The 12,171-nt window shown below is 40.2% G+C and carries 11 protein-coding genes; 3 read left to right on the forward strand and 8 right to left on the reverse strand.

What is annotated here, in order from left to right; translation table 11 throughout:
* Positions 1-108: 108 nt before the first annotated feature.
* On the forward strand, positions 109-2,091 hold the full coding sequence (gene nblS, locus AACX33_RS01900) for a two-component system sensor histidine kinase NblS (protein WP_193996945.1): 1,983 nt from the start codon (positions 109-111) through the stop codon (positions 2,089-2,091).
* 2 nt (positions 2,092-2,093) lie between these two features.
* On the opposite strand, the gene AACX33_RS01905 is transcribed toward nblS, so the two are convergent.
* Complete coding sequence (locus AACX33_RS01905; protein WP_193997517.1) at positions 2,094-2,465, reverse strand: zinc ribbon domain-containing protein; 372 nt, start codon at positions 2,463-2,465, stop codon at positions 2,094-2,096.
* Between the two features lie 156 nt (positions 2,466-2,621).
* Between AACX33_RS01905 and AACX33_RS01910 the strand changes: the two genes are divergently transcribed.
* Positions 2,622-3,305, forward strand: coding sequence for a hypothetical protein (locus AACX33_RS01910; RefSeq protein ID WP_193996946.1), 684 nt, complete (start codon positions 2,622-2,624; stop codon positions 3,303-3,305).
* Between the two features lie 67 nt (positions 3,306-3,372).
* Here AACX33_RS01910 and AACX33_RS01915 read toward each other — a convergent pair whose 3' ends face one another.
* From AACX33_RS01915 to AACX33_RS01935, 5 genes are all read right to left on the reverse strand, one after another.
* Positions 3,373-4,296 (reverse strand): alpha/beta fold hydrolase, encoded by a 924-nt coding sequence (locus AACX33_RS01915; protein WP_193996947.1) that lies wholly within the window; start codon positions 4,294-4,296, stop codon positions 3,373-3,375.
* Positions 4,297-4,317: 21 nt separating this feature from the next.
* A complete protein-coding gene (locus AACX33_RS01920; protein WP_193996948.1) occupies positions 4,318-5,142 on the reverse strand; it encodes an NAD-dependent epimerase/dehydratase family protein in 825 nt (274 codons plus the stop codon).
* Positions 5,143-5,212: 70 nt separating this feature from the next.
* On the reverse strand, positions 5,213-5,860 hold the full coding sequence (locus AACX33_RS01925) for a pentapeptide repeat-containing protein (RefSeq protein ID WP_193996949.1): 648 nt from the start codon (positions 5,858-5,860) through the stop codon (positions 5,213-5,215).
* Positions 5,861-6,332: 472 nt separating this feature from the next.
* Positions 6,333-6,830, reverse strand: a complete 498-nt coding sequence (locus AACX33_RS01930; protein WP_193996950.1) for a hypothetical protein — start codon at positions 6,828-6,830, stop codon at positions 6,333-6,335.
* A gap of 607 nt (positions 6,831-7,437) precedes the next feature.
* Entirely contained in the window at positions 7,438-8,670 is a 1,233-nt protein-coding gene (locus AACX33_RS01935) for a DUF4336 domain-containing protein (RefSeq protein ID WP_193996951.1), read from the reverse strand.
* A gap of 239 nt (positions 8,671-8,909) precedes the next feature.
* Between AACX33_RS01935 and AACX33_RS01940 the strand changes: the two genes are divergently transcribed.
* Positions 8,910-9,683 (forward strand): hypothetical protein, encoded by a 774-nt coding sequence (locus tag AACX33_RS01940; RefSeq protein ID WP_193996952.1) that lies wholly within the window; start codon positions 8,910-8,912, stop codon positions 9,681-9,683.
* 173 nt (positions 9,684-9,856) lie between these two features.
* Here the strand turns inward: AACX33_RS01940 and AACX33_RS01945 are convergent, their stop codons facing one another.
* On the reverse strand, positions 9,857-10,225 hold the full coding sequence (locus tag AACX33_RS01945) for a hypothetical protein (RefSeq protein WP_193996953.1): 369 nt from the start codon (positions 10,223-10,225) through the stop codon (positions 9,857-9,859).
* Between the two features lie 51 nt (positions 10,226-10,276).
* Entirely contained in the window at positions 10,277-12,001 is a 1,725-nt protein-coding gene (locus AACX33_RS01950; protein ID WP_193996954.1) for an AarF/UbiB family protein, read from the reverse strand.
* Between the last annotated feature and the right edge of the window lie 170 nt (positions 12,002-12,171).

Genomic DNA, 12,171 nt, shown 5'->3' on the forward strand with positions numbered 1-12,171 from the left:
GCCATCTTCTCTATACCCTCATCTTCAATTAACATATTTATCAAATTAACTGTTAATTTTTTAGTTGTTGGGGTTGAATAACCAAAACTACTAACAACTTTGTTTAAAATGCTGGCTCCTTTAAAAACAATCCGAGAAGCGTTCGCCAACGGCGTGTCCAAGACACTCACCAACTGGTGGTCTGAATTCACACTCCAGACCAAACTTTTGGCTGTCGCCACCTTGGTAGTGTCATTGGTCATGAGTGGTCTAACCTTCTGGGCTGTGAATACAATTCAGCAAGATGCCCGGATGAATGATACCCGCTTTGGTCGTGACTTAGGACTACTGCTTGCGGCTAACGTTGCTCCCCTCATAGCTGATCATAATCTCACTGAAGTTGCCCAATTTTCCCAACGCTTCTACAGCACTACCTCTAGTGTGCGTTATATGCTCTACGCGGATCAAACTGGGAAAATATTTTTTGGCATTCCTTTTTGGGAACCAGAGGTAGAAAACTCCCTGACCATTGAACGACGCATACAACTGCCAGAAGATTACACCAATGACCTGGAAAAGCCGATGGTGCGGCAACACATGACTCCATCTGGGGTAGTCACCGATGTATTTATCCCCCTGATTGTCGATCACAACTACCAGGGTGTCTTGGCCATTGGCATCAACCCCAACCAAACCGCAGTTATTTCCACTAATTTCACCCGCGATGTCACCATTGCCGTTTTTATCACGATTTGGGTAATGGTGATTTTGGCAGGAGTAATTAACGCGTTGACTATTACGAAGCCGATTAAAGAACTGCTGGTGGGAGTAAAACAAATTGCTGCGGGTAATTTCAAGCAGCGCATTGACTTACCGCTAGGAGGGGAACTCGGAGAGGTAATTCTCAGTTTTAATGAAATGGCAGAGCGTCTAGAGCGCTATGAAGAGCAAAATATTGAAGAATTAACCGCAGAAAAAGCCAAACTCGAAACCCTAGTTTCTACAATCGCCGATGGTGCTGTGTTAATTGATAACAGTATGCAGGTGATTTTAGTTAATCCCACAGCGCGGCGCATTTTTGGCTGGGAAGGCATAAAAGTTGAGGGTTGCAATGTTTTACATCATTTGCCCTCAGCCGTGCAGATGGAAATTAGCCGTCCCTTGTCGGAAATGGCCGCCGGTGAATGTGAAAGTGCCGAGTTCCGGATTCATTTGAACGAAGCCACTAAGCGCACCGTCCGCATTCTCTTGACTACTGTACTCAACCTGCAAAGAGAGAGCATCAAAGGTATTGCCATCACTGTCCAGGATATTACTCGTGAGGTAGAACTGAATGAGGCCAAAAGCCAATTTATCAGCAACGTTTCTCACGAATTACGCACGCCTCTGTTTAATATCAAATCCTTCATTGAAACTTTGCATGAGTATGGCGAAGATTTGAGTGTAGAACAACGACAGGATTTTCTCCAAACTGTCAATAATGAAACCGACAGACTCACCCGTTTAGTTAACGATGTTTTGGATTTGTCCAAACTCGAATCTGGACGCAGCTACAACTTTGGTGGGGTAGACTTAGCCCAAGCCATCGACCAAACCCTGCGGACTTACCAATTGAATGCTAGGGACAAAGGTATTGAACTCATTCAGGAATTACCCGTGGATTTACCCTTAGTCTTGGGTAATTATGATTTATTGTTGCAAGTCTTAGCTAATTTGGTCGGTAATTCTCTCAAATTCTCTGAGTCTGGTGGTCAAGTTGCAATTCGCGCCTACCAATTAGATCCCAAGCCGAACTCACACAATCAGCAGGCTCATGTGCGGGTGGAAATCTCCGATACTGGTATTGGCATTGCCACAGAAGACCAACAGGCAATTTTTGACCGTTTTTTCCGTGTAGAAAACCGAGTTCACACCCTAGAAGGTACTGGCTTGGGTTTATCCATTGTGAGAAACATCATGGAACGGCATCGTAGTCAAATGCATCTGGTGAGTGAAGTGGGAGTGGGTACTACTTTTTGGTTCGATTTAACTTTATTTGAAGAACAGCCAAAGATGCTAGTTGATTCTCCGGCGGAAACCATCACAATTCCTACAGTCTCAGGATTGGGCTGAGATCAAGAAGTTGACAAAGCGATGAGCAAGCAGACCAATAATAAGCCTAGTAGCAACAGCCAAGACTGATTACGTTTAGTCCAATTTTTCACAGTTGCACCAAAGCTGCTAGCGTCACGCTGCTCTTGTAATCTGAACTTGCTCTCTTGGAGATTTTCGTACAAGGTACAGTCTTTAGCGTAGGGGCGTTGAGGAAAGTTACAAGTATTATCGGCGTGGTATGTGCAACTGTCGCACAGATACTCTTTCCCAGTTGCACGGTGCAGTGGAATCCCTGGATGACCGTAAGCTTTGAGCGTTGTCCGACAATAGGGGCAGGTAATCGCCTGATTATCAACGAGTTGATGGCAATGGGGACAAGATATATTAGCCACAACCTCAGCACACATAAGTAAACATTTCGATTTTAGCGATTTATTTGAAGTTGCGATCGCTTAGATTATTGTTGGGACAAGTGAAGGTAGATGAAAAATCGCCTGAAATTACAGCAATTGATTACCTAATTTTATCGTTCATTATTTAATAATGCCATGAAAAAATTACCAAAATATGTATACACGTCTCTGCCTCCTGTCAAACTTTTTCTAGAAGATATTGAAAAACTCGACGCAATATATCAAACTTATTGCCAATGTTACATCATATGTACTGAAGATTATGAATTAGATTCATTAGAGGAATTAAAACAATTAGGTCAGTCAGAGTTTTACCAAATTCGATTCCAATCAAAACAGCCACAAGTTAGTTTAAAAATGTCGGATTACGAGACAACAATTTTTGCTTTAGAAGATGATATAGAATCCATAGGAATTGTTACTAAGTTAAAAGAAATCCTGGAAACTCGATGTATTAAATCAAAGTCTCATAAGACTTTATGGTTATTTTTGAGGTTACTTAAATCATTTTTACCAATGTTTATTTTTTTAATAGGTTATTTTTTGCTGGAGAAAAATATTATCAATGTAAATGATGTTATTCAAGTCACTATAGTATACGTTGTTATTATATCCTCATTAATAATTTTCATTTTTCATTTAATAACTGAAGACAAAAAATATCCTGTTGTTTATATGATAAATGAACCCAACAAATATAACTTCTTTGTAGAACATAAAAACTCAATTATGCTTTTAATAATCGGTGGATTTATCACATTTTGTGGACAGATTTTAGTTCAATTGATTAAACTCCAGATATTAGATCCAGCTTCGTAGTTAAAATACAAGAGACAACGAAGCAGAGATAAGAGAAGCGCTTGGGTATTGCTGTTTTGTTTCAGAGTTAGGTGACAGTTTTCAGTCCGGCGATAAATGGCGCGATCGCTTCTACAAATTGAACTGTGGATTCATAGGGTAAAACGTTGCGTCCCGGTAATTTAATTCCACTACCTTGAGGTAAACAGCCGAGATAATCCGCCATGCGTTCATCTGGTGTTTCTTGTTTACCTTCTTTGCTAATACTCGATGCAGTTTCTCCCAAAACTACCAATGTCGGCTGATTGATACAAGCAAGATAACCACTATAATCCTGTCGCCAAAATCCAGCCAAAAAGGAAAAGACTGCATGGCGACTTTCAGGATTTTCCGCCCCCGCAACTAACATATCTAACCATTCTTTATCTACAGCATTTTCCGAAGCAAAAAGTTGCCGAGTGGAGAAAGAACGCAAAAACTTTTCTGTCCGCGCATAGCGATAGAAAGCTTTACCAAAAGGCGAATCAAAGATATTCCAAGCAATTTTGTGCTGCAATGCTGATGAGTTTTTCGTAATCACTGGCCAAGCTGGAGGTCCTGCTAAAATCATTCCAGCAATTAAATTAGATTGTTTCTGCACTAACTCTATAGCAACTGGTAATAAAGCACCTTGCACTACAATCACAACAGGTTCTTTGACGATTGTTTGCAAAAAATATTCTAATTGCTCTGCCCAATCTTTAGGAGTATAAGCCACATGGGGCATATCACTCTCACCACATCCTAGTAAGTCAGGATTGTAAATAGGATTTTTATGACCTTTTCTATACCATTGGCTGCGAAATCTCTGCCAAAATTGCCGCGATAATCCCACACCAATCGGATGAATTAAAAGTAAAGGTAGACCCTCATTACTGGAGTTAGCTGGTTGATGTAGTTCGTAGACACAACGATAATTTTGCCAAGTGTAAAATTGGGTAGGAGATATTGTAATGTTCACTGTGTTTACCATAGTATTTATTTGAAAATTTAATTAAAAAATTATCTGTGGATGAATTAATTTATATCCAGCCTCTTTGATTTTTTGATTGGATACTTTAACATTATATGAGCGGTTATTTTTGGCAGTATGATCCCATTTTACTTTGGGTAAATTGTGTTTTTCCATCAATCTATCCAGCAATTCTCCACTGGTAAGACCAGCATCATCTACCAGATTATAAATACCTTGCAAATGATTGAAACGCACAAATTCTATCGCCCCAACAATATCATCAAGGTGAATCCAATTAGCGACATCTTCACCATTACCGGGACGAGTTGTACCAGGAACTCTACTGAAGATTTTGATCAGTTCTCTGTTAAATCCATAAATACCTCCCAACCTTAAGATACAAACACGGAGCTTTTCACTCGATGCTCCTAACAATATATCTTCAGTTGCTTTGAGAATTTTTCCATTATCATGGCTTGGTGTCGCTAGGGTTTCTTCATCTACGCCAGCACCGTTGTGATCGCCATAAACAGAATAACTGCCAGTGTATATGAGTTGCTTAACACTAGGAGTATCCTGTAAAATTTCCACTAAAGTTTTCGCAGTATTCAGATAAGTTTCTTCATATGAATTTGCCCCTTTTGCCCCAATACTCAACAACACAATATCTTGATTGTGCAATACAGATTTTAGCTTTTCTCGGTCATTTCCTTGGGTGACTACAACTTTTTGGGCTACAGTTTGTAAAGTTGGGACACGCTCAGGGGTAGTTGTGGTAGCTGTGACCATAAAAGTCATCTTTTGCTGCCAAGCTTGAGCAACTGCACAACCAACGTAACCACAACCAATAATGGCAATGTTCATAAATAAAACAGATTTTTTCAGTCGATAGTAGGCATCTTTAGGTTAACAATACCTTCTTTGTGTAGTCATGTTAACTATGGATGACACCATCAGGCATAATTGCCCCAGCTAAGTTAGCACCAATCAATTTTACCAGCAGGCGATCGCCTGAACGAATCCGCGCTCCTGTCAAGTCGGCTCCGCGCAAATCGGCTCCACTCAAATCCGCACCAATCAAGTTAGTAGAACGCAAGTTGGCTTCTCTCATGTCGGCTAAAAGCAAGTTAGCTCTAAACAAATTTGCTTCAGATAAATTTGCCCCTCTGAGAATAACTTTATGCATAAAACTATCACTGAGATCAGCCCCACTCAAGTCAGCGTAACTCAAGTTTCTGCCAGATAAATCTTTGTTGCTTAAGTTAGAGCCACTAAAGTCTTTACCACTCAAATCAGGGTTAGTCTTAGGTGGTTTGTAGGTACTTTGAGGTGGTTTTTTGGCTTGAGATGCTGGAGAATGATAAATGTTTTTCTGCTTACCATGTAAAGAGCGCAATTTATCACGAGCTTCATTAATAGCTTTCAGCTTGTCTTGGGCTTTCTTTTGTAAGCGGTGATTATCTTGAGGAATGCGATCAGGATGCCAAATGAAAACCAAATCTTTATAAGCTTGGTTAACTTCCTCAAGTGTTGCTCCAGGTTCTATTTCTAAAACTCTATAATACTGCTCCATCTCGCTCATTATGATATTATTGTCAACAATCAAATAAAGTATGAGTGATGCAGCCGCTCAATAAAACCTACTCAAATCTACTCATCAGACTGGAATTGGTTCTAGTTACTGTTTTGGCCAAGCCCGTGGGCGGTTTCTTGTCCCCAGGTATAAATAAATTCAACAAGAGCTTCTCCTTATCTGCTCTAAATTCAATACTGAGATTTAAATATTATACAAGCGTGTATTAGATAACTCAGTTCATAAATAACCTTTTTGTGGGCAAATTCTCAAATACTCTATCTTCTTTGTATACACCGAAACTTTACCGTCATCGCCTAGTTAAACGTGTAGTTTTGTATCGATGCAGTTGTTTGTCATCAGCCTTATGCCTATTTTCCCACTTGATCTAGATATTAGCCATAAGAGGTTTTTATGCCAAACAAATACGAATCAAGTCGTGGCATTTAACTCTGATTTTTTGGCTTTTGAGGATTAAATTTTATTCTCTCCCCATCATCCCATTTCGCCACCGATTCATGGCTCTGAAATAAGCGACAACTGGAATTTGATATATCTCCACCAAAATCCACAAAATAACGGATAAATGTGACAAAAAAGTGAGTATAGTCCAGATATAAGGTAGCCAAGTAATGGGATCATGAGATAGTGGAGGAAAGTAATAAGCGACTAGACCAATTAAACTTGTGGGCAACACGACAAAAGCAATTGCTGCTAGCCCATAACCCCAACCCAATTCCACACCTTCCAACTGGGTTTCTGTCCAGTTAAAGCCATTCCAGCGCCAAATCAGGGGAGGTTGCCGAGAAGGCATCTTGATTTGTTGTTGTTCTAGGTTAACGGTAAAAATTTCATGGCAGAAGTCACAAGCCATAGTCTCCATCATTGGCATCTGAGAAATTTTACCTACGCGACAGACGGGACAAGGGTAAACTCCTTGAAAATCAAAATTTGTAGTGAATATTTTGGAACTGGGCATAATAAAACTACGTTTTGCTCAAAAGTTAATTCAGTTATGGCGAGTCTGAATGTGGTAGGTACGGATTTATCTGTGTAAATCTGTGGTTCATCCTTGGGTATACCTCACAAAGAGTCAGAACAGCAATAACGCCAAATTAGGTCAAACAATTTTGGATTTTGGATTTTGGATTTTGGATTTTGGATTTTGGATTGACCCCACAGATAAAGCTAGCAGCGTCGTATTTTCGATTAATTCCACAGAGACATCTGGGGGCTTGTACCATTAAGGAACTATTGGTCAGAATCATCTGAACTTATGGAATTTTTCCGGATTGAACACTGACGATTCTAATTACTGATTACCTAACAAGAAAATTTATGTATGTCCAGTGATGTTTCCTGTCAGCAGCTCGTTGTCTGTGCTGACAAGCAACCAGTCTTTACTCCCAGAGTTGTAACGAGTCTATCGCTTTATTGGGGTGTTGCGGGTTTTGAGGCTGGCGATACCTTTTGTTGAAGCAACATTCTCAAAGGTATATCTTCAATTTCTAGCTCAATTCTTCTCCAATGTTCCGCAGCAATCACTACTTTTAAAGCCGAGTATCCCGCATTTTGCCAATTTCAGCCTATACTTTCTCTTTTGGTGGTGGCACAATACCACTTCTTTTTAAACCTTGATCAATTTCTCTAAGTAGTTGAAAATCCTCCTCTGGTAAGGGATAACTATTACTACTTAACAAACCCGCACTGCTAGCCGGATGCTTTTCCAGGAAGGAGAATGCTTGCCGAAACTGTATCGGTTCTGCTTTAATCGGTGAGTCAAAGTGACAAGGAATAATCCACTGAAAATCCCAACTAGCCACCTTTGAAGCCCAGTCAATGGTTTCTCTCGGTGCGCGGTTGAGAATGAGTGTCTGCAAAATCGGGGCGACAAACAAACGACCCTCACCTCTGAGTATATCGAATGAGCGCTGCCAATCTGAGCGCCATTTAAAAGGAAATAAACCAAAATAAGCCTTTTGTGAGCGATCGCGTGCTTGAATAGCATCGCGCAATACTTTACCCCATCCAATGACTTCTAATACACTGGGACGAAAATACAAAGCAAATAACGAAATACGCTGCCATCCCTGACGGCGATTTGCTGGAGTATCTGCAATCAGATCAGATGCTTTGTCTTTGGCATGGAATAGCAAGGGATATGGATCTAATTGTACAATCGCTGGCGGATCTACTGATACGGAAATTATTGAATCGGTTACTAATAAAGTATGCGATCGCTTGTGGAAAAATGCCACTTCCGCAAACCTCCCCGGCCCTAGCTCGATAGGTCCGAGAATCGCATAGTCAAACTCCTCAGCAAATGGGGTTTGGCTAGCATCTGGAGGTAATACCTGAGTTCGTTTAGCAGGTAAGCCCAGCCAGCCCAGAGGAAGATTTAACGGAAAACTCCATTGATGTGGAGCCACAAAAACCTGTGCGTTGGGAAAGTATCGGGCAAAGGGGCCAACGAAGACTTTGTGTTCTAGCCCGGAGACAGTTGGCAAAATAATATACTTAAGCTCTCCGTGTTCTGCCACCAACTCTTTCACAAGTCGGATACATTCTGGGGTGGGCGCAACGGGAGCATAGACGAGAAGACCTCCTTGATCTAGCTTAACTACGGTCATGCGAATCGGCACAACAACGTAGAAAATGCCCTGCATTTGGTCAAAAGTCCAGATGGTGTCTTTAATTACTTCTTGGCGAATTGTCCGCCGCTTGCCATAAGGGTAGAGTGGCAATGTAAACCAGAAAGACCAAGAAAAGTCCTGCTGATCAATCTGTTCTGGGCTTACTGTACTTTTATCCTCAGCCACTCTGCGACCCCTCCCAAGTTCCCAACACTCGAATTATTAAGTAATGACTTAATTTGTAGCAAAAATCTAGTATCTCATAACTCAGGCGACAGATAGAGACAAGATATATTACATACTTACCTGACGGGTGAGTGTGGCACTGAAGTTTAAAAAAATCACGCAAAATCATTTACAATATTTGTCTATCATTTATTTTGTCTCTATTGAAATTCAGATAAAATACAATTAACAAGCAGTTTATGAGTCACGAACAAAAGGATTTCTGCTTTTGTACATTAGCCTTAAGAAATAAATATCGTCTTCTGGCTCAACAATTAGCTAGTGATTTAGAAAAATATTCTCCTGGCACTATATTATTAGTCTTAACAGACGAACCAAGTTGCTTTCAAGAAAATTCCAATGTTTTAGCTTTTAAACATCGCCAACAGGGGATTCTGCATTGTTATAATGACAAAAGTATTCTTATGGAAGTTGCTTTATCAAAATTTCCAGCGGCAATTCATATTGATGCAGACACAAGAATATTAGCTCCTTTACCAGATAATTTACAGTGGAAACCAGGAATTACAGCCGGACACTATGAAAACTTGGTAGAACACGCCAATAAGTATAATCCTGAAAGATTGCCTCCTCTTCAAAAAGTAGCTGTAAACTTAAATATAGAGTTAGAAACTGTTACTTATATGGGAGAATCTTTATTTGTTATTACTAGAGACAATGGTAGGGAAGTAGATTACTTAAAATGTTGGGCAATGATTGGCAGGTATTTGGAATTAAGAGGGATTCATGCTGGTGAAGGTAATGCAATGGGAATAGCTGCTACTAAGGTGGGTTGGACGATTTCTTCAGATGGCTGGCAAGAAATCAAAGATGTAGTTCATCATATAGATGCTTCCTTGATTAACAACCAGGTGAGTTTATGGGGAAAATTGCAAAAAAGAATTGGCTATCACTACCGTTTAAATTTAGCTAGAGTTATGGCTTTAAAAAATGCTAATTTTTACTATAAATAAATTTAATTACTGAGAAAAAAACTGCTTGCTATTACAGGTTTTTTTAGGTAAATCAAACACACAAACCCAGATAAAAAAATTTAGAGACGTTGCATGAACGTCTCTCGACTTTGGTCTAAATTCAGCAAAAAATGCTGTCAGAATATCTTACTTAATTATCAATAGTTATCAGATCAAGAATCTAAATCTAAAGCTTGCATTCCTTCGCGTTTGGCAAAAGTTAGCAAACTTCCCAATTGCAGCCAAACCAATAAACAAGTCAGAAGACTTACTGGTAAACCTACCCCCAAAGCCAATGAGGACGGAAAGCCAAATATCTCTAACCCTGATGAGAGAAATAGACAAACACCGCCAGTAATTCCCAAAAATGGCACAAATAATTGTTTTAATGAGGAAGGAGATTGAGAAATTTCTGCACTATTTTTTGTCCATTGCTGCACTATGACTTTTAGTGTGCCTGATAAAGCCAGACCGGAAGTCAATGCTATGAAAAAACCAATGATTAGCAGAAAATAGGGTGGTTGTTCAGGAAAATAGTACATGAAAACTCCGAATTTAAATTAAAAACTTAAGCAGCAAAAAAATTGAACTTTTTATTTTTTACAGTTTGATTGAACACCACCAAAAGCAGCAAAAAAACCTGATTTGGGAATGATAGCCGCGACGCTTTCTCTAGATAACTCTGTCAACATTCTAATGGCTACGTCTAACAAACGATTCGGTTTGATGTCATCTTTAACCAAATCCCACAGGCGTTGAACTTCTTCAGTATGGAGACGGTCATCTTCGGTGAGTGCTAATACGAACTCTCGGCGAAGAAATTTACCTTCTTCAGACATCAGATATTGTAATCCCATTTGGGCTGTGGGTAATACATCAAAGTTGCTATCAGTACGAGCTATTTCGATCAAATTCTCTAAGCGTTGCCACTGGAATTTACCATTTTTAAACAAGACGTTCAATAGTCGCCGCCTTAATTCGGGAGATTCCCCAGTTAGTAAGCGTCGTGCTATGTAGGGATAACCGACTTCCACAATTTTGAAGTCTGAGTTGAGACTGAGGGCAATACCTTCTTGTGTTACCAAAGAACGAATAATCAAGGCGAACTTTGCGGGAACTCGAAACGGATATTCATACATCAGTTCCGAAAATTCATCAGTTATGGTTTTGAAGTTAAATTCCGTGACATTTTTGCCTATGGCATTTCCCAATACTGATTCTAATGCGGGGATAATGGGGCAAATATTTGTGTCTGGTGTGAGAAAACCCAATTCAACAAAGTCTGCGGCTAAATCGGCGTAGTCTTTGTTTACCAGATGAACTAGCGCATCTACTAGAGTTTCTTTGGTGTTTTCCTCTAACTGATCCATCATGCCAAAATCAATGTACGCCATGCGTCCATCGGGCATAGCAAACAAATTTCCTGGATGGGGGTCAGCATGGAAAAAACCGTGTTCCAATAGCTGTTGTAAACCTGAAGTTACGCCAATTTGGATAATAACTTCTGGGTCTAAACCTGCTGCTTTGATTCTGTCTGTATCGGTGAGTTTGAAGCCATTAATCCATTCCAGAGTTAAAACATGGGTGTTAGTCTGACTCCAGTAAATCACCGGAATTTTAACTCGCGGATCGCTGCGGAAGTTGCTGGCAAATTTTTCGGCGTTACGACCTTCATTGATGTAATCAATTTCTTCAAATAACTTGATGCCAAACTCGTCCACAATTAAAGTCAGATCGTGACCGAGATTGAGGGGTAGCCAAGGCGCTAACCAGCCAGCTATCCACCGCATCAGATAAAGGTCGAGTGTGATCACTGGGCGTAAGTTGGGGCGTTGTACCTTCACTGCTACTTCTTCGCCAGTTAGTAAACGACCACGATAAACTTGCCCTAAACTAGCCGCCGCCACTGGGCTAGCTGACAATTCGCTAAAAACTTCGGAAATGGGTCTGTCTAACTCGGTTTCGATAATTTGATAAGCGATCGCACTATCAAAAGGTGGTAACTGGTCTTGTAGTTTGATCAGTTCCTCTAAAAAATCCTTCCGGATTAAATCTGGCCGAGTGGATAGGGCTTGACCAACTTTAATAAATGTCGGGCCAAGTCTAGTGAGTAGTTCTCGTAACTGAGTGGCGCGTTTACCTTTGTTTTGCTCGACTTTATCTTGCCATTCGTCCCACTTGAGACTGAAGATAAATATAGCAAAAGACCAGATAACTTGTAACATTCGCCCCCAAGCAAGCCAGGGACGGTAACGATAGTGACGAGCGATCGCGTCTGAATTGTAGCGTCTTAGCTGACCGGGCTGATTCTGACCCACGCCTTTACATACCTCTTCAACTGGGAATTATATACTTTCGTTTTTTATGTCCCAACTTACAAATTAATTGTAATTCGGGATTTTTTGTAGTTTTGTATCAAAAACTAGGAATTTAAATTGTTTCCGGGTAATATACTTGGCCGTTTTAGCCTACAATACTGCCCAGATGT

Origin of the sequence: Nodularia sp. LEGE 04288, assembly GCF_963896525.1 — a bacterium.
GTDB lineage: Bacteria > Cyanobacteriota > Cyanobacteriia > Cyanobacteriales > Nostocaceae > Nodularia.

Excerpts from the sequence above, each read along its gene's own strand:
- AACX33_RS01915 (WP_193996947.1), bottom strand. The coding sequence starts at position 4,296 with ATGGTAAACACAGTGAACATTACAATATCTCCTACCCAATTTTACACT.
- AACX33_RS01940 (WP_193996952.1), top strand. The coding sequence starts at position 8,910 with ATGAGTCACGAACAAAAGGATTTCTGCTTTTGTACATTAGCCTTAAGA.
- AACX33_RS01920 (WP_193996948.1), bottom strand. The coding sequence starts at position 5,142 with ATGAACATTGCCATTATTGGTTGTGGTTACGTTGGTTGTGCAGTTGCT.
- nblS (WP_193996945.1), top strand. The coding sequence starts at position 109 with ATGCTGGCTCCTTTAAAAACAATCCGAGAAGCGTTCGCCAACGGCGTG.
- AACX33_RS01945 (WP_193996953.1), bottom strand. The coding sequence starts at position 10,225 with ATGTACTATTTTCCTGAACAACCACCCTATTTTCTGCTAATCATTGGT.
- AACX33_RS01930 (WP_193996950.1), bottom strand. The coding sequence starts at position 6,830 with ATGCCCAGTTCCAAAATATTCACTACAAATTTTGATTTTCAAGGAGTT.
- AACX33_RS01910 (WP_193996946.1), top strand. The coding sequence starts at position 2,622 with ATGAAAAAATTACCAAAATATGTATACACGTCTCTGCCTCCTGTCAAA.
- AACX33_RS01925 (WP_193996949.1), bottom strand. The coding sequence starts at position 5,860 with ATGAGCGAGATGGAGCAGTATTATAGAGTTTTAGAAATAGAACCTGGA.